The following is a 17,466-nucleotide window of genomic DNA, read 5'->3' as shown; positions in this document are numbered from 1 at the left end:
CCCGTACCGTCCCGGACCGCATCGGATCCGCGACGGTACGGGCCCTCGCCCGTTCCCGCGTCAGCGCTTCGTGTCGTACGCGTCGGTCAGCACCCGCGCCCGCTTCACGTCGTCGGCGATCGCCTCCAGCAGCCCGTCCAGCGACTCGAACTTCGCCATCCCCCGCACGTACGCGAGGAAGTCGACGGCCACGTGCTTGCCGTACAGGTCCAGCCCGACCCGGTCGATCGCGTACGCCTCCACCGTCCGCTCGGTCGCGTCGAACTGCACGTTCGTCCCCACCGAGATCGCCGCGGGCATTCGCTCGCCGTCCGCCGTCAGCCATCCCGCGTAGACCCCGTCCGCCGGGATCGCGGTGTGCGGCTGCGTCTCCACGTTCGCCGTCGGGTAGCCGAGTTCACGCCCGCGCTGCGCTCCGCGCACCACCACGCCCTCGACCCGGTGCGGACGTCCCAGGACCTCGGCGGCACCGTCCATGTCGCCCTCGGCGACGAGCCGGCGCGCCAGGGTCGAGGAGAACGGCACGCCGCCGCCCGCCTCGCCGCGCTCCACGAGGTCCACGACCTCGACCCGGTAGTCGTACGTGGAGCCCAGCTCGCGCAGGAAGTCGACGTTCCCGGCGGCCCGGTGGCCGAAGCGGAAGTTCGGCCCCTCGATGACGGCGAGGGCGTGCAGCTTGTCGACGAGCACCTTCACGATGAAGTCGGCCGGGGACAGCTGCGAGAACTCCGCGGTGAAGGGCAGGATCAGCAGCGCGTCCACACCCAGTCCGGCCATCAGCTCGGCCCGCCGGTCGTAGGGGGCCAGGATCGGCGGGTGGCTGCCGGGGCGGACGACCTCGCTCGGGTGCGGGTCGAAGGTGACGACGACGGACGGGACGCCGAGCTCACGCGCCGTGGCCACAGCGCGTCCGATGATCAGCTGATGTCCCCGGTGCACGCCGTCGTAGGAGCCGATGGTGACGACGCTGCGTCCCCAGTCCTGGGGGATGTCCTCCAAGCCACGCCACCGCTGCACTGTGACCGCTCCTCGCCCGAACCCGGTTGGTCCTTGAACTGATTGCCGATTGCTGGTCTAAGACTGCCATGCCGTGGCCCGGTGCCCCGCATCGGCATCCGGGCGGGAGGGGCCCGGCGGGACGGCGTCGCCCGTCCTCATGTCACATCCGCGCCGGCCCTGCCGAGGGCCTCCACCGTCTGCCGGGCGCTCGGCCCCAGAAGGGCCGCTGCCTCCGTGGCCGCCTGCGCCTGCCAGCGGGCCACGAGCGCCCCGAAGGCCGGCCGGGCGCGGGCCAGCTCCACCGTGCGCCGCTCGAAGACCGCGGGCCCGCCGGGCGCCCGCAGCAGCTGCCGCCCGGTGCGGCGCAGCAGCTCCCGCGTGCGGTCCTCCGGGCGCGCCGCGGCGCCCGCCGCGACGGCCCCCAGGAACGCGTCCAGCACCCGCGGATCCCTCTCCTCACGCAGCAGCACGCCGGCCAGCTCGCCGCGCAGCGCGTACGAGGCCTCCCCGCCCGGTGCGCCCAGTACGGCGGCGAGCTCGGCCCGCACCCCGGTCGGCCCGGTCCGCAGCAGGTCCAGCACGAGCGGGCGCAGCGCGGGGCCGGCGGCCGGCCCCTGCTCCAGCCGCCGGTCCACGAACGCCGCGGCGTGCGGGGCGTCCCCGGGGCTGTGCGCGAGGTGCTCCCGTACGAGCTCGGCCGCGCGCCGGGCCAGCCCTGGTGTGTTCAGCGCGGCCAGGGCGCGCAGCACCTCCCCGTCGGCGCGGTCCCGCAGGGCGGCGAACACCGCGTCCTGGTCCGGGAGTACGGGCAGGGCCGCGACCAGCGCGTCGGCGGGCAGCCGGGAGCCGGCCTCGGGGTCGCGGAAGGACGCCAGCGCGTCGGGCAGGTAGCGGGCGCGGACCTGCGGGTCGCGCAGCAGCACGGCCAGGGCGCTGCCGTGCAGGGTGACGTCGGCGGGGCGGGCCAGCAGCGCCCGGGCCGCGTGGCGCAGGAGCTCCCGGTCGGCGGGAGTGCGTACGTGCGGGGCGGTGGCCAGGCCGTAGGCGGCGGCCGCGACCCTGCGCGAGGGGCGTTCGTCGTGTGCCCAGCGGTGCACGGCCCGGCACAGGGTGGAGGGCTCCTCCTCGGCGAGTACGGCGAGCAGTTCGTCGGCGCGGGGGTGCGCGGCGGCGACGAGCGCCTCGGTGAGGTCGTCCGGGGCGAGGCGGCGGTGGGTGTGCAGCAGGGCCTGCGCGGCGGTGGCGACGGTGGCCCCGGGGCGGCCGCGCAGCCGGCGGCCGTCGGTGAACCAGCCGCAGAGCAGCGGCTGGGTCGCCCGGGGGGCCCGGGCCAGTCGGCGGGCCACGGCGTCGAGGTAGCGGTCGCCCGGGACCGCCTCGGCGGGGTCGGCGGGCAGCAGCCGGCGCAGCAGGTCGAGGCGGTCGGGCTCGGGCAGCCGGAGCCGGTTCCAGAACCGGCCGCCGAATCCGCCCGGGCCGGCTCGGCCGACATGCTCGGCGAGGGCGTGCAGGACGGGGAGGTGCGCACGCGCGTCGGGGAGGCGCAGAAGGGTCTCGCGCAGCAGCCGGGCGGCCCACCAGGCCCGGTCGGCGTCGCCGGCGGCGTCGCGGTCGCCGGCGCCGTCGGCGGCGGCCGGGGCTTCGGCGGCCGGGGCTTCGGCGAAGCCGTCGAGCGCGCCGACGAGCCGGGCCAGTTCCTCGCGGAGCCGGTCCGGGGGGAGTCGGCGCAGGGCTTCCAGGACAGGCCCGATCCGGTGCCGGGGCACGGGCGGCCCGGGCCGGGCGGGGCCGTGGACGAGGACGTCGAGCGCCGTGGGGACGTCGAGGTGGCCTGCCTGGATCCAGTCGGACAGCTCCTCGTGGGCGAAGCGGTAGCCGGACCCGGCTGGCACCACAAGCCCCTCGGCGAGGACGGCGGAGGCCCAGCCGGTGCGCCACGGGAACAGTTCCTCGAAGGAGGACCGGTCCAGCTGTCCCCGCCCGGGTCCGAGGCAGCGCCGGGCGGCCTCGTGCACGCGGCCGGCGACGCGGGCGGCGAGCCGCCTGACACCGGGCCCGTGCACCCGGGCACCCCCGGCGTCGCTGCGGGCGGCGGCGATCCGGACCGCGCTGCGCAGGCACAGCAGGTCGAGGTGGGCGGCGAAGACCTCGTCGCGGCCGGGGCGGCCGGCGGTGACCTCGGCGGCGCGGATCCCTGCGAGGAGGTGCAGGGTGAGCGGGTGCCGGGCGTCGGCCTCGCGGACGGCGTCCGCGGGGATGCCGAGGCGAGCCCGGAGGGTCTGTGCCTCGGCGGCGGTGAGGTCCGCGAGCGGAAGGGCCGGCGGCAGCCGGCGGTCCGCGCGGGCCGGGACGTGCAGGGCGTCCGGCCGGTGGAGGGCGCCGGCCCGCTCCCAGTACTCCGGCCGGGCGGCGACGACCAGCCGGGCCCCGCTGGCGCGCAGCCACGCGGTGGTGGCGTCGGTCCACGGTCCGAGCCGGTGGGCGAGCTCCTGCGGCATCTCCTCGGGGGCGTCCAGCACGACGAGCAGGGGGCGGCCGGCTCGGGCGGCGACGTGCGCCAGGTGCGATGCGGCTCCCGCCGGGTCGCGGATCTCCCCACCCGCCCCGCCGCCCCACGCGTCGGGCGCGGCCCGGTGTGCGCCGAAGGCCGGCCGGCTGCGCTCCTCGCCGGGCGACGCCTTGCGCGGACCGGGCACGGCTTGCCCGGCACCCCCGACCGGTACGGTCCCGCCCGGTTCGGGCCCAGACCCGTGAGGGCTCCACTCCGACCGGCCACGGCCCTCTTCCCCGGACCCGCGAGAGCCCGACACCGACGGCCCGGCCCACCCCTCCGGCACGGCGCCACCGAACCCGGACACCACCCGGCCGGCACCCCCGACCGGTACGGTCCCGGCCGGACCGGACAGCGCCTCAGTGCTTCCGTTCGGGCCCGGTGCCGCGTGGCTGTGCCGCTCGATGTGCATCGGCCCACGTGGGGCGGGCACCAGGTGGCCGGGCCGCTCCTCGGGCGGGCTTGCGGCGCAGCGGGATCCCGTGCCCGGGGCTTCGCGGGCGGCGGTTCGGGCCGGGCCGGTCGCGCGCCGGGGCGGCTCCTGGGCCGCCGCACGGCCCTCGGGGCCGGACGTGGTGGCGGCGGTGCGTTCGGCGCCCTGCGGGGAGCGCCCCGACGACCCGCCCCCGTCCCCTCCCACGCCCGTGCGCGGGCCGGCCCGGTCGGCGATGCGGGACGCGGCCGCCAGGGCTCGGGCCGCCGCGTCCGCCAGCGAGGTGTCGTCGGCGCGCAGGTCGGCCCCGCGCAGCCACAGCGTCGGCGCGGGGCGGGCGCCGCGGGCCCGGCGGGCGGCCAGCGCCGCCAGTTCCGTCGTGCGGCCGGTGCCCGGGTTGCCCACGAGGCCGAGCACCGGGCGGTCCCCGGCCGTGAAGGCCTCCAGTTCGGCGGCGATGCCGGGCCGTTCCACCGGCCGTTCGACCGGCCGGTCCGCGGCGAGGGCCGCGGCCACGGTGGTCGCGGCCAGTTCCAGTGCCCCGGCGAGGTTCAGGTCGGCGCCCCGGCCCGGCACGGTCGCCGCGTTGCGTTCGAGCAGCGCGGCGAGCGGGCCGTGCGGGTCGCAGTCGGCCGCCGCGCGCAGGGCCACCGCGAAGCCCCCGGAGCGGTGCTCCGCGCGCAGTGCGGTGCCCAGTACCGCGAGCACCGCCCCGGTCGCGGCGTCGAGTACCGGCCCCCCGCAGGCCTCTCCGCCCTGCGCGAGCGCGTCGCGGCCGTCGGTGCCGATCGCCAGCTCCACCGCGGCCCCCGCGGGCACCGCGTACAGCCCGCCGGCCGCCCGGTGCGCGACCTGAGCGCACCCCAGCACCCGCGCCTGCCGCCAGCCCCGGGCGGGCAGCCGTACGTAGGTCCCGGGTGCGATCGACTCGCGCTGTGCCACCGGCATCGGACGCAGTCCGAGCCCGTCCGTGCGGATGAGGGCCAGCGCCAGGCCCGGCAGCGCGGTCACGTCGGCCGCGTCGGCCGGCCAGGTCCGTCCGGGGCCGTGCAGCACGAACCGGGTCAGGCCGTCGGCGGCCTCGTGAGCGGTGACGACCGTCCCGCGGTCGTCCGCGACGAACCCGCTGCCGCGCTCCCGCCCGGCCGGATCGCAGATCTTGACGAGTTCCGCCATGGCCGCACCACTCCCCGCAACGCCCCGTGCCCACGACGGTAGGCAGGTGAAGATCGGCACGAAAAGCGCACGTGGCGAACGCGCCCCCTTACGCTCCCTCCATTCACTCCGAGCGCCTGCTCGGACGGGTGAATAGCGGCGTCCGGGTGGATAGAGACCTACCCGAGGGGGGTCGTGGAGCGGTGAGCGGCACGGGACGTGCGCTCACCGCTCCACGTCAACGATCAGGCGAAGACCGCGAGGGACTTCGCTTTCCCGTTCTTGCTCTCGACGAGCCCGAGGAGTCGGCCCTGCGGCCCGAAGACCGCCACCGTGCGGCCCTCCCCGTACTCCTGCGGCATGTCGATCCGCACGCCGTTGGCGAGCAGCGAGGCCCGCCGGGCGTCGAGGTCCCAACGCGGGAAGGCCGCGGCGGCGGCCTCACCGATCGGCATGACGGTCAGCTCCTCCTGGAGCTGGTCCAGGGTCCGCGCACGGTCGAGCTTGTACGGGCCCACGCGGGTGCGGCGCAGCGCCGTCAGGTGCCCGCCGACGCCGAGGTCGGCGCCGAGGTCGCGGGCGAGGGCGCGGATGTAGGTACCGCTGGAGCAGACGACGGAGACGACGAGGTCGACGACCTTGGTGCCGTCCTCGGCCTCCGCCTCGCGCATGTCGTACACCTGGAACGAGGAGACGGTCACCGGCCGGGCCGGGATCTCGAAGTCCTCGCCGTCCCGCGCACGCTTGTAGGAGCGCACGCCCTTGATCTTGATGGCGCTGACCTTGGACGGGACCTGCATGATGTCGCCGGTCAGCTTGGCGATGCCCGCGTCCACGGCGTCCCGGGTGACCCCGGCGGCGTCCGTGGAGGAGGTGATCTCGCCTTCGGCGTCGTCCGTCAGGGTGTTCTGGCCCAGGCGGATCGTGCCGAGGTACTCCTTCTCCGTGAGCGCGAGGTGGCCGAGGAGCTTGGTGGCCTTCTCGACGCCCAGGACCAGCACGCCCGTCGCCATCGGGTCGAGCGTGCCGGCGTGGCCCACGCGGCGGGTCTTGGCGATCCCGCGCATCTTGGCGACCACGTCGTGCGAAGTGAAGCCGGACGGCTTGTCGACGATGACAAGGCCGTCCGGAGTCTTCCCTGCGTTGGTGCTCATTGCGCGGCTGCGTCCTCGTCGTCGTCCTCGCCCGGCTTCTTGTACGGGTCGGCGTCGCCGGCGTACTGCGCACCGGAGGAGACCTCGCGCACCTGGGCGTCGGAGGCGCGCGCCTTGTCGAGGAGGTCCTCGATGGTCTTGGCGGTCTCCGGGAGGGCGTCGGCGACGAAGGTCAGGGTGGGGGTGAACTTGGTTCCCGCCGCCCGGCCGACCGCGGAGCGCAGGACGCCCTTGGCGCTCTCCAGGCCGGCTGCCGCGCTGGCGCGGTCCTCGTCGTCGCCGTAGACCGTGTAGAAGACCGTGGCCTCCCGCAGGTCGCCGGTGACCCGGGTGTCCGTGATGGTCACGTGCGTACCGAGGCGGGGGTCCTTGACACCGCGCTGCAGCTTCTCCGCCACCACCTCCCGGATGAGGTCCGCCAGCTTCTTCGCCCGCGCATTGTCGGCCACTGGTCCGTCTCCTTCTTTTCTTGCAGACAAGCAATCAGTCTTCATCACCGTGGAGGCGCCGTCGTACCGACAGCAGCTCCACTTCCGGACGTGCCGCGACCAGCCGCTCGCAGCGGTCCAGTACGTCCGAGAGGAACCCCGCGTCCCCACTCACCAGCGCGACCCCTATGCGGGCCCTGCGGTGCAGATCCTGGTCGCCCACCTCGGCCGCGCTCACGGAGAACTTTCGCTGGAGCTCGGCGACGATGGGCCGGACGACGGAGCGTTTCTCCTTCAGCGAGTGGACGTCGCCGAGGAGCAGGTCGAAGGACAGAGTCCCCACGTACATGCAGTTGCCGGATATCCCGCCGGTGCGGGTTCGGTGGCCTGCCGGGCCGTCGCCCGGCAGGATCACCCGGCGCTCGCGCGGCCGGGTCACCAGAACCGTACACGCAACGGCCGGGGCCGATCGACGGATATTCCGCCGACCGGCCCCGGCCCCCGCAGCGTCGCTGCCGAGTTACGACACGGTGCGAACCGCCTCGCGCTTACGCGCGGGGCTTCTCGCGCATCTCGTACGTCGCGATGACGTCGTCGACCTTGATGTCGTTGAAGGAGCCGAGGTTGATACCGCCCTCGAAGCCTTCGCGGATCTCGGTGACGTCGTCCTTGAAGCGGCGCAGACCGGAGATGGTGAGGTTCTCCGCGATGACCTTGCCATCGCGCAGCAGGCGCGCCTTGGTGTTGCGCTTGACCTCGCCGGACCGGATGAGGACACCGGCGATGTTGCCCAGCTTGGACGAGCGGAAGATCTCGCGGACCTCCGCCGTACCGAGCTCGACCTCTTCGTACTCCGGCTTGAGCAGACCCTTCAGGGCCGCCTCGATCTCCTCGATGGCCTGGTAGATCACCGAGTAGTAGCGGACGTCGACGCCCTCGCGGTCCGCCATCTGCGCGGCGCGGCCGGCAGCACGGACGTTGTAGCCGATGACGATGGCGTCGGAGCCCATCGCCAGGGCGATGTCGGACTCGGTGACCGCACCCACACCGCGGTGCAGGACCCGGATGTCGACCTCTTCACCGACGTCGAGCTGGAGCAGCGAGGACTCGAGAGCCTCGACCGCACCGGACGCGTCGCCCTTGATGATGAGGTTGAGTTCCTGGACCAGACCGGCCTTGAGCACGGAGTCGAGGTCCTCGAGGGACACCCGGCGGACGCGCTTGGCGAAGTTGGCGTTGCGCTCGCGCGCAGCACGCTTCTCGGCGATCTGGCGGGCCGTGCGGTCCTCGTCGACGACGAGGAAGTTGTCGCCGGCGCCGGGGACGTTGGTGAGACCCAGGACCAGGACGGGGGTCGACGGACCCGCTTCCTCGACGTTGTTGCCCTTGTCGTCGAGCATGGCGCGCACTCGGCCGTAGGCGTCGCCCACGACCATCGTGTCGCCGACGCGGAGGGTACCGCGCTGGACGAGGACGGTGGCGACGGCACCGCGGCCGCGGTCGAGGTGGGACTCGATCGCAATACCCTGAGCGTCCTGCTCCGGGTTGGCGCGCAGGTCGAGCGAGGCGTCGGCGGTGAGGACGACGGCCTCGAGCAGGGAGTCGATGTGCAGACCCTGCTTGGCGGAGATGTCGACGAACATCGTGTCGCCGCCGTACTCCTCGGCGACCAGGCCGAACTCGGTGAGCTGACCGCGCACCTTGGTCGGGTCGGCACCCTCGACGTCGATCTTGTTGACCGCGACGACGATCGGGACGCCGGCGGCCTTGGCGTGGTTGAGCGCCTCGATCGTCTGCGGCATGACGCCGTCGTTGGCCGCGACCACGAGGATCGCGATGTCGGTCGACTTGGCACCACGGGCACGCATGGCGGTGAACGCCTCGTGACCGGGGGTGTCGATGAAGGTGATGCGACGCTCTTCGTCGTTGACCTCGGTGGAGACCTGGTACGCACCGATGTGCTGCGTGATGCCGCCGGCCTCGCCCGCGACGACGTTCGTCTTGCGGATGGCGTCGAGCAGTCGGGTCTTACCGTGGTCGACGTGACCCATGACGGTCACGACCGGCGGACGCGGCAGCAGGTACTCCTCGCCGCCCTCGTCCTCGCCGAACTCGATGTCGAAGGTCTCGAGGAGCTCGCGGTCCTCCTCCTCCGGGCTGACGATCTGAACCTGGTAGTTCATCTCGCCCGCGAGGAGCTGGAGGGTCTCGTCGGAGACGGACTGCGTGGCAGTGACCATCTCGCCGAGGTTCATCATGACCGCGACCAGCGACGCCGGGTTGGCGTTGATCTTCTCCGCGAAGTCGGTGAGGGACGCACCGCGCGACAGGCGAACGGTCTCGCCGTTGCCGCGGGGCAGCATCACGCCGCCGACGGACGGGGCCTGCATGGCCTCGTACTCCTGGCGCCTCTGACGCTTCGACTTGCGACCGCGACGGGCCGGACCGCCGGGACGGCCGAAGGCACCCTGCGTACCGCCACGGGCACCGGGGCCGCCGGGACGACCGCCGAAGCCGGGACGACCGCCGCCGCCGGCGCCGGCCGGGCCGCCGCCGAAGCCGCCGCCACCCGGACGGGGACCGCCGAAGCCGCCGCCGCCCGCGGGACGCGAGCCGGGACCGGCCGGACGGCCGGCGAAGCCGCCGCCACCGGGACGACCGGCACCGCCGGGACGGGGACCGCCCGCACCGGGACCACGGCCACCGGGGCCGCCGCCGGGACGGGGACCGGGACCACCGGCAGCGGGACGCTGCGGCATCATGCCCGGGTTGGGACGGTTGCCGCCGGGAGCACCGCCCGGACGCGGAGCGCCGCCCTGCGGGCGGGGCATGCCGCCCGGGGTCGGACGGGCGCCGCCGGGACCCTGCGGACGCGGAGCGCCGCCGGGACCGCCCTGCGGACGGGGAGCACCCTGGCCGCCGCCGGCGCCGGGGGCACCGGGACGCGGGGCGCCGGCCGGACGGGGCGCCTGCGGGCGCGCCATGCCGGTGGAGCCGCCGGAGGTGAACGGGTTGTTGCCCGGACGGGGACCGGCCGGACGGGCGCCCTGCGGACGCGGTGCCTGGGCACCGGGGGTGCCTGCGGGGCGTGCCGGGGCACCGGGGGTGGCGCCGGCCGGGCGCGGGGCGCCGGGACGGGCACCGCCCTGGCCCGGGGCGGCCGGACGCTGCTGCGCCGGACGGGGGCCGGGGGCCGCGGCGGGACGCGCCGGGGCGGCCGGGGCCGCCGGAGGCGCGGAGAACTCGGTCGCCACGGGCGCCGCCGGAGCGGGCTTCGGGGCGGCCGGAGCCTTCGGGCCGGGACGCGGGCCGGGGGCGGCGGGCGTCACGGGGGCTGCGGACGGGGCCTCGGCGGCGGCCGGCTTGGGGGCCGGTGCGCCGGGCTTCGGGGCAGCAGGACGTGCCGCAGCGGCCGGGGACGGCGCTGCGGGCTTGGCGGGCGCGGCCTTGCGGGGCGCGCCGGGCTTTGCAGCGGACTTGCCGGCGTTGCCGCCGGGCCCCTGCAGTGCGTCAGTCAACTTGCGTACAACCGGCGCCTCGATCGTCGAGGACGCCGAACGGACGAATTCACCGAGTTCTTGGAGCTTGGCCATGACGACCTTGCTCTCCACCCCGAACTCCTTGGCGAGTTCGTATACCCGGACCTTAGCCACTTCGCTCCTTTTAGGTCCGGGTTACGCCGGACCGTCGCTACTTCATGGGCGTACTCATCGCGTACTCATCGAGTGCTCATCGCAATCTCGACCTACTTCCAACTCGCGAGGTACCTGACCGCACGGGGTATCCGTGCCGTACTACTTCCTTACGCTGTGGTCCCGGCTTTCCCGGCCACGGCATTGCGCAGGTTCGCCGTGTCGAGCGCTCCGGCGGACCGTAGGGCCCGGGGGAACGCGCGGCGGCGGACCGCCTGGTCGAGGCAGACCACGGCGGGGTGCACGTACGCACCCCGGCCGGGCAGCGTACCGCGAGGATCGGGGACGCATTCGTCCTCGATCGCCACGATCCGCAGCAGATCGCTCTTGGCCGCTCGCTCCCGACACCCCACACAGGTGCGTTCGGGGCATGCGCGGGCTTGCGTCCGGCCAGACACGCCTAAGTCTACCTCCCCGCACCGACCTCTCCCCCGACAAGTGCGGGGGTAAAGATCGAACGGCTGTCGTGTTGTCTTGATCCGCTGCCTGGGCAGCGGTCGTGCGGACCCTGTCTACCGTCGGGACAGCCCCGGCCGGTACCGGTTTATTCCCCGCCCCGGTCCCGGTCCGCGTCCGGGGACACCTCGGTGTCGGGACGGATGTCGATGCGCCAGCCGGTGAGCCGCGCGGCGAGGCGGGCGTTCTGGCCCTCCTTGCCGATGGCCAGGGACAGCTGGTAGTCGGGCACGGTCACCCGGGCGGAGCGGGAGTCCCAGTCGACGACCTCGACCTTGCTCACCCGGGCGGGTGACAGCGCGTTCGCGACCATCTCCGCCGGGTCGTCCGACCAGTCGACGATGTCGATCTTCTCGCCGTGCAGCTCGGCCATGACGTTGCGCACACGGCTGCCCATCGGGCCGATGCAGGCGCCCTTGGGGTTGAGGCCCGAACGGGTGGACCGGACGGCGATCTTGGTGCGGTGACCGGCCTCACGGGCGATCGCCGAGATCTCGACGCTGCCGTCGGCGATCTCCGGGACCTCCAGCGAGAACAGCTTCTTCACCAGGTTCGGGTGGGTGCGCGAGAGGGTCACGGACGGGCCGCGGACACCCTTCGCCACGCGCACGACGTACGCCTTCAGGCGCAGACCGTGCGGGTACTCCTCGCCGGGGACCTGCTCCTGCACCGGCAGGATGGCCTCCAGCTTGCCGATGTCGACGAGGACGTTCTTGGGGTCCTTGCCCTGCTGCACGACGCCGGTGATGACGTCGCCCTCCCGGCCGGCGAACTCGCCGAAGGTCAGGTCGTCCTCCGCGTCGCGCAGACGCTGGAGGATCACCTGCTTGGCCGTCGTCGCGGCGATCCGGCCGAAGTCCGACGGGGTGTCGTCGAACTCCTTGGGCTCCTGGCCCTCTTCGAGATCCCTCGGGTCTTCCGTCGCCCACACGACCACGTGACCGTTGGTGCGGTCCAGCACGACGCGGGCGCGGCGGAAGCTCCCCTCGGTCCGGTGGTACGCGATGAGGAGGGCCGACTCGATCGCCTCGACGAGCAGGTCGAAGGAGATCTCCTTCTCCCGGACCAGACCCCGCAGGGCACTCATGTCGATGTCCACGGCTACGCCTCCTCTTCCTTCTTGTCCTTGCGGTTGAACTCGATCTCGACACGCGCCTTGGCGATGTCGGTGAAAGCGATGCGGCGGGCGGTCGCCTTGCGGCCCTTCACGCCCGGTACTTCGAGGTCCATGCCCTCGTCGTCGACGTCGAGGATCCGGGCGACCAGTTCCCCGGCGCCCTTCCCGTCCTCGGCGGACAGCTGGAACTTCACGAGACGGCCGATGGCCCGTACGTAGTGGCGGTGCGCGGTCAGCGGGCGGTCGGCGCCCGGGGAGCTCACCTCGAGGACGTACTCGTCCTCGCCCATCACGTCGGATTCGTCGAGCTTGTCGGAGACCTCACGGCTCAGCTCGGCACACGCGTCCAGTTCCACGCCCTCGTCGGAGTCCACGATGATCCGCAGCATCCGGCGCTTGCCCGCCCGCGACAGCTCGATCTCTTCGAGGTCCAGGCCCTTGGCGGCGACGAGCGGCTCCAGCAGTCCGCGCAGCCTGTCGCTCTGGGTCGTGCTCATCCGGGTGACTCCTCGGCCGCGTGTGCTGTTGTGGTTTCCGTCGTGTGTCAGGTCAAAGGGTATCCGGTGTCGGAGGGTGTTGCCGTCCGCCCTGCGACCAGGGCCCCGGGTACCGTGATCCCACCCTGCCCCGCCCCACACCACGAGGACGTCGCCGTGCCCTGGACTCCGCCTTCCAGACCTTCGCGCAGGAGCCTGCTCGTCGGTGCCGCCGGCGCGGCCGGTGCCGCGCTGCTGACCGGGTGCACCGACGGCCGCCCGGCGGACGCCGATCCGGTGATTTCACTCGAACGGCGGATGCGGGAAGCGGCCGTCGGTGCCAGTGCCCGACTGCTGGAACGTTACGACGCCACAGCCGCCGCCCATCCGGACCTGGCCGCGCGGCTCGCTCCGCTGCGCGCCGCCGTCGCCGCGCACACGGCCGCGCTGTCCCCGGCCGCGCCGGGGACGCCCTCCCCCTCGGCGTCGCCGTCCGGCGGTACGGGGGCCGCCGCGCCCGCGGCGAGCGGGGAGCCGGTGCCCGCGCAGCCGGCCGAAGCCCTGACCGCGCTCGCCGATGCCGAGCGGAGCCTGTCCGAGGCCCGGACCATCGACCTGGCCGGGGCGCCGGGGGAGCTGGCCCGGCTGCTCGCCTCGGTGGCCGCCTGCGGCGCCGTGCACGTCCACCTGCTGACCTCGACCCCCGGAGCCACGCCGTGAAGCCCGAACCCTCCCCCGCCGGCCGGGCCCTGGAGGCCGCCCAGGCGGCCCTCGCCGCCGAGCACGCGGCCGTCTACGGATACGGGGTGATCGGCGCGCGGACCGCCGGCGCCCGTGCCACGGAGGCCCGGGAGGCGTACGGCGGCCACCTCGCGCGGCGCGACGCGCTGGCCCGGACGGTGCGCGAGCTGGGCGGCGCGCCCCGGCCCTCGGAGGCGGCGTACGCCCTGCCGTTCGAGGTGCGCGGCCCCGCCGACGCCGAGCGACTGGCCGCGGTGATCGAGGACCGGGTGGCCGGCGCGTACTCCGATCTGGTGCGGGCGGCGGAGGGCCCGCTGCGCCGCGAGGCGGCCGACGCGCTCAGCGCCGCAGCGGTGCGCGCGGCACGCTGGCGCGGTGTCGGCGTAGCCTTCCCTGGGCTCACGGAACGCGCATAGCGAGCCCTCACCAGCTGAAAGGGACCACGCACGCATGGCTTTCGAACCGCCGCAGCGGCTTGTACGGGCGCTCGGCGAGATGCCGGAGACGGCGCAGGACGCGGATTGGCTGGGGCAGTTGCCCGAGCTCACCGAGGCCGCGCTCGCCCGGCGGGGCGTACGGGCCCGGCGGGTGCAGGCCCCAGGCGGCCGCAGCAGTCTGGTCGTCCTCGTCGCCTACGCGGACGGCACCCCTGCCGTCCTGAAACTGGCGCCTCCGCACGCCCGGCCCGACCGGGAGCTGGCCGCGCTGGCGCACTGGGGCGGTTTCGGCGCCGTACGGGTCCTCGACACCCGCCACCACGAGGAGGACGGGGCCCTGCTGCTGGAGCGGCTGCACGCGGAGGTGTCGCTGCGGTCGCTGCCGGAGGCGAAGGCGCTGCTGGAGGCCAGCGGCACGCTGCGGCGGCTGTGGGTGGCGCCGCCGGCCGGGCACGGTTGGGAGACGGCGGCCGAGCGCACCGCGCGGCAGTCGCAGGCCTTGCGGGCGGCCCCGGCGGAGGCCCGGGCCCTCGCCGACACCGCCCTGGCGCTGCGCGAGGAGCTGGTGGCGGCCCCGCCGGAGGAACTGCTGCTGCACGGCAACTTTCGGCAGGGCAAGGTCCTGGCGGGCGAACGGGCACCGTGGCTGACGGTGGGCCCCGACCCGCTGGTCGGCGAGCGGGCGTACGACCTGGCGCGGCTGGTCCGGGACCGGCTGGAGGACCAGGTGGCCTCCTCGGCGGGCGCGGCCGGCGCCCGGCGCCGGGTGAACAGGCTGGCGGACGCGCTGGACGTGGACCGGGAGCGGCTGCGGGGCTGGACGCTCTTCCGGGCGGTGGAGTCGGGCAACCGCGCCCTGGCCGCGGGGCGCCGCCGGGACGCGGAGCTCCTGCTGGAGTTCGCCTCCTGGCTGTAGGGGGCCTGGGGGGATCCGGTCTGATCGCCCTGGCACGAAGTGGGGCATACCGTAGGTAGGAAGGTATGTCCGGCAGGGGGCCGTGATGGTCGAAGAGCTGCTGACAGCGGTGGTCGCCGCGGGCGTGGGTGCCGTGGTCTACATGGGCGCCGCGGCCCGCGTGGTGAAGCAGTACGAGCGGGGCCTGGTCTTCCGCTTCGGCCGGCTGCGGGATGAGATACGCCCTCCGGGCTTCACCGTGATCGTTCCCGTGATCGACCGGCTCCGCAAGGTCAACATGCAGATCGTGACGCTGCCGGTGCCCGCGCAGGAGGGCATCACCCGGGACAACGTCACGGTGCGCGTGGACGCTGTCGTGTACTTCAAGGTCGTCGACCCGGCGAGCGCGGTGGTGGCGGTGGAGGACTACCGCTTCGCCGTCTCCCAGATGGCGCAGACCTCGCTCCGGTCGATCATCGGAAAGTCCGATCTGGACGACCTGCTCTCCAACCGGGAGATGCTCAACCAGGGCCTGGAGCTGATGATCGACAGCCCGGCGGTGGGCTGGGGGGTGCAGATCGACCGGGTCGAGATCAAGGACGTGTCCCTGCCGGAGACGATGAAGCGGTCGATGGCCCGGCAGGCGGAGGCCGACCGTGAGCGCCGGGCCCGCGTGATCAACGCGGACGCGGAGCTGCAGGCGTCGCACAAGCTCGCCGAGGCGGCGGAGGTCATGTCGGAGCAGCCCGCGGCGCTCCAGCTGCGCCTGCTGCACACGGTCGTGGCGGTCGCCGCCGAGAAGAACTCCACGCTGGTACTGCCGTTCCCGGTGGAGCTGCTGCGCTTCCTGGAGCGCGCCGCCCCGCCGCCCGCGGCGGCGCCCGCGCGGGAGGAACCGGCCCCGGCCGGCCCGGCTTCCGAAGGCCCCGGGCCGGCCGAGGTCGCCGGCGCGGGGACCGACGGCCCGCCGGCCGTCGACCGGGCGCGGCAGGAGCCGGCCGCGGTGGACCCCGCGAGGACGGAGGGGGCCGCGGCCCTGGACCCGGCGGCCGCGGAGCCGGCGCCGTTCCCGGACGAGTCCCCGCCGTAGCCCTCGTGACCGAGGGGGGAGGACCCGGCCCCGGCCGGCCCCGTCCTCCGAAGGCCCCCGGCCCCACCGAGGTCCCGCGGCGCGCGAGCGGCGTGGGACGGGTGGCCGTCAGGCCGTGGCCGTCAGGCCGTGGCCGTCAGGCGGCCGAGGGCTTCGGTGAGGGGGAGTTCCTCGCGGGTGCCCGTGGCGCGGTTCTGGAGTTCGACCACCCCGTCGGCCGAGCGGCGGCCCGCCACGAGGATCCACGGCACGCCGATCAGTTCCGCGTCCGTGAGCTTCACGCCCGGGGACAGGCCCGCGCGGTCGTCCAGCAGGACCCCCAGGCCGGAGCCGGCCAGGGCCGTCGCCGCCTCCTCCGCCAGGGCCAGCGGCACCGCCTTGCCCGCCGCCACCACGTGGACGTCGGCCGGGGCCACGGCCGCCGGCCAGCACAGCCCGCGCTCGTCCGCGGTCTGTTCGGCCAGGGCCGCCACCGCGCGGGAGACGCCGATGCCGTAGGAGCCCATGGTGACCCGCACGGGCTTGCCCTCGCGGCCCAGTACGTCCAGCCCGAAGGCGTCCGCGTACTTGCGGCCGAGCTGGAAGATGTGGCCGATCTCGATCGCGCGGTCGAGGCGGAGGCCGGTCCCGCAGGAGGGGCAGGGGTCGCCCGGCTCCACGACCACCACGTCCAGGTACCGGTCCACCTCGAAGTCCCGGCCGCAGACCACGTTGCGGGCATGCGTGTCGGCCTTGTTGGCGCCGGTCACCCAGGCGGTGCCCGGCGCGACCCGCGGGTCGGCCAGGTAGCGGACCTTCTCCAGGCCCTGCGGGCCCACGTAGCCGCGTACGAGGTCGGGCCGGTCCGTGAAGTCCTCGGCCGTGACGAGCTCGACGACCGCGGGGGCCAGGTGCTCGCCCAGCTTGCCGAGGTCGACCTCCCTGTCCCCGGGTACGCCCACGGCCACGATCTCGCCGTCGACCTTCACCAGGAGGTTCTTCAGCGTCGCCGAGGCGGGCACCCCCAGGTGGGCACCGAGGGTCTCGATCGTCGGGGTGTCGGGGGTGTCCACCTCCTCCGCCGGCGGGTGTTCCGCGGAGACGGGGGTCAGCGCGAAGGTCACGGCCTCGGTGTTGGCCGCGTAGTCGCAGGAGGGGCAGTCCGCGAAGGTGTCCTCGCCCGCCTCGGCCGGGGCCAGGAACTCCTCGGACGCCGATCCGCCCATGGCCCCCGACACCGCGGACACGATCCGGTGGTCCAGGCCCAGCCGCTCGAAGATGCGGACGTAGGCCTCGCGGTGGAGCCGGTAGGACTCCTCCAGTCCCTCGTCGCAGACGTCGAAGGAGTACGAGTCCTTCATCTGGAACTCGCGGCCGCGCAGCACGCCCGACCGGGGCCGCGCCTCGTCGCGGTACTTGGTCTGGATCTGGTACAGCATGACCGGCAGGTCCTTGTACGAGGTGCACTGGTCCTTCACCACCAGGGTGAAGATCTCCTCGTGGGTGGGGCCGAGCAGGTAGTCCGCGCCCTTGCGGTCCCTGAGCCGGAACAGCAGGTCGCCGTATTCCGACCAGCGTCCGCTGACCTCGTACGGCTCCTTGGGCAGCAGCGCCGGGAGCAGCACCTCCTGGGCGCCGATGGCGTCCATCTCCTCGCGGACGACACGGCTGACGTTGTCCAGGACCCGCTTGCCGAGCGGCAGCCACGTCCACACGCCGGCCGAGCTGCGCCGGACGTATCCGGCGCGGACCAGGAGCCGGTGGCTGAGGGTTTCGGCGTCGGCCGGGTCCTCGCGGAGGGTCTTGGCCATGAGGCGGGACATGCGCTGTACGTGGTGTGTGGACATGCCGGGAGGCTACCGG

General features: G+C 74.4%; 14 protein-coding genes. 4 read left to right on the top strand and 10 right to left on the bottom strand.

Annotated features, from left to right (window positions below; translation table 11 throughout):
- Positions 1-60 precede the first annotated feature (60 nt).
- From AVW11_RS27465 to rimP, 9 genes are all read right to left on the bottom strand, one after another.
- Positions 61-1,017 carry a bifunctional riboflavin kinase/FAD synthetase gene (locus AVW11_RS27465; RefSeq protein WP_030844558.1) on the bottom strand — a complete coding sequence of 319 codons (957 nt, stop codon included), beginning with the start codon at positions 1,015-1,017 and terminating at the stop codon, positions 61-63.
- A gap of 137 nt (positions 1,018-1,154) precedes the next feature.
- The gene (locus AVW11_RS27460) at positions 1,155-5,159 is read right to left on the bottom strand and encodes a hypothetical protein (RefSeq protein WP_076046338.1); all 4,005 of its coding nucleotides are present in this window, start codon (positions 5,157-5,159) and stop codon (positions 1,155-1,157) included.
- 224 nt (positions 5,160-5,383) lie between these two features.
- Positions 5,384-6,292 carry a tRNA pseudouridine(55) synthase TruB gene (truB, locus tag AVW11_RS27455; RefSeq protein WP_060176929.1) on the bottom strand — a complete coding sequence of 303 codons (909 nt, stop codon included), beginning with the start codon at positions 6,290-6,292 and terminating at the stop codon, positions 5,384-5,386.
- Entirely contained in the window at positions 6,289-6,741 is a 453-nt protein-coding gene (gene rbfA, locus AVW11_RS27450; protein ID WP_030844379.1) for a 30S ribosome-binding factor RbfA, read from the bottom strand. Before rbfA ends, truB begins: the two co-directional genes overlap by 4 nt.
- A 34-nt stretch (positions 6,742-6,775) precedes the next feature.
- Positions 6,776-7,069 (bottom strand): DUF503 domain-containing protein, encoded by a 294-nt coding sequence (locus AVW11_RS27445; protein ID WP_030651158.1) that lies wholly within the window; start codon positions 7,067-7,069, stop codon positions 6,776-6,778.
- Positions 7,070-7,268: 199 nt separating this feature from the next.
- Complete coding sequence (gene infB / locus AVW11_RS27440) at positions 7,269-10,373, bottom strand: translation initiation factor IF-2 (protein ID WP_076046337.1); 3,105 nt, start codon at positions 10,371-10,373, stop codon at positions 7,269-7,271.
- Positions 10,374-10,522: 149 nt separating this feature from the next.
- Positions 10,523-10,810 (bottom strand): YlxR family protein, encoded by a 288-nt coding sequence (locus tag AVW11_RS27435; RefSeq protein ID WP_030844383.1) that lies wholly within the window; start codon positions 10,808-10,810, stop codon positions 10,523-10,525.
- Between the two features lie 146 nt (positions 10,811-10,956).
- On the bottom strand, positions 10,957-11,967 hold the full coding sequence (gene nusA, locus AVW11_RS27430) for a transcription termination factor NusA (RefSeq protein ID WP_030844386.1): 1,011 nt from the start codon (positions 11,965-11,967) through the stop codon (positions 10,957-10,959).
- A 2-nt stretch (positions 11,968-11,969) separates the two neighbouring features.
- Positions 11,970-12,482 carry a ribosome maturation factor RimP gene (gene rimP / locus AVW11_RS27425; RefSeq protein WP_030844388.1) on the bottom strand — a complete coding sequence of 171 codons (513 nt, stop codon included), beginning with the start codon at positions 12,480-12,482 and terminating at the stop codon, positions 11,970-11,972.
- 156 nt (positions 12,483-12,638) lie between these two features.
- On the opposite strand from rimP, the gene AVW11_RS27420 reads away from it, so the two are divergent.
- From AVW11_RS27420 to AVW11_RS27405, 4 genes are all read left to right on the top strand, one after another.
- Positions 12,639-13,181, top strand: a complete 543-nt coding sequence (locus tag AVW11_RS27420; protein WP_076046336.1) for a hypothetical protein — start codon at positions 12,639-12,641, stop codon at positions 13,179-13,181.
- Positions 13,178-13,618 (top strand): ferritin-like domain-containing protein, encoded by a 441-nt coding sequence (locus AVW11_RS27415; RefSeq protein WP_076046335.1) that lies wholly within the window; start codon positions 13,178-13,180, stop codon positions 13,616-13,618. The genes AVW11_RS27420 and AVW11_RS27415 overlap by 4 nt, the downstream gene beginning before the upstream one ends.
- Positions 13,619-13,652: 34 nt before the next feature.
- Positions 13,653-14,555: an aminoglycoside phosphotransferase family protein gene (locus AVW11_RS27410; protein WP_030844395.1), complete on the top strand. Its 903-nt coding sequence runs from the start codon at positions 13,653-13,655 to the stop codon at positions 14,553-14,555.
- Between the two features lie 85 nt (positions 14,556-14,640).
- On the top strand, positions 14,641-15,624 hold the full coding sequence (locus AVW11_RS27405) for a slipin family protein (RefSeq protein ID WP_076046334.1): 984 nt from the start codon (positions 14,641-14,643) through the stop codon (positions 15,622-15,624).
- Between the two features lie 122 nt (positions 15,625-15,746).
- Here AVW11_RS27405 and AVW11_RS27400 read toward each other — a convergent pair whose 3' ends face one another.
- The gene (locus AVW11_RS27400) at positions 15,747-17,450 is read right to left on the bottom strand and encodes a proline--tRNA ligase (RefSeq protein ID WP_076046333.1); all 1,704 of its coding nucleotides are present in this window, start codon (positions 17,448-17,450) and stop codon (positions 15,747-15,749) included.
- Positions 17,451-17,466: the final 16 nt, after the last annotated feature.

This window comes from Streptomyces amritsarensis (assembly GCF_001953875.1).
Lineage (GTDB): Bacteria > Actinomycetota > Actinomycetes > Streptomycetales > Streptomycetaceae > Streptomyces > Streptomyces amritsarensis.
Note: the sequence above shows the minus strand (reverse complement) of the source record. Positions and strands in the feature narration are given on the sequence as shown.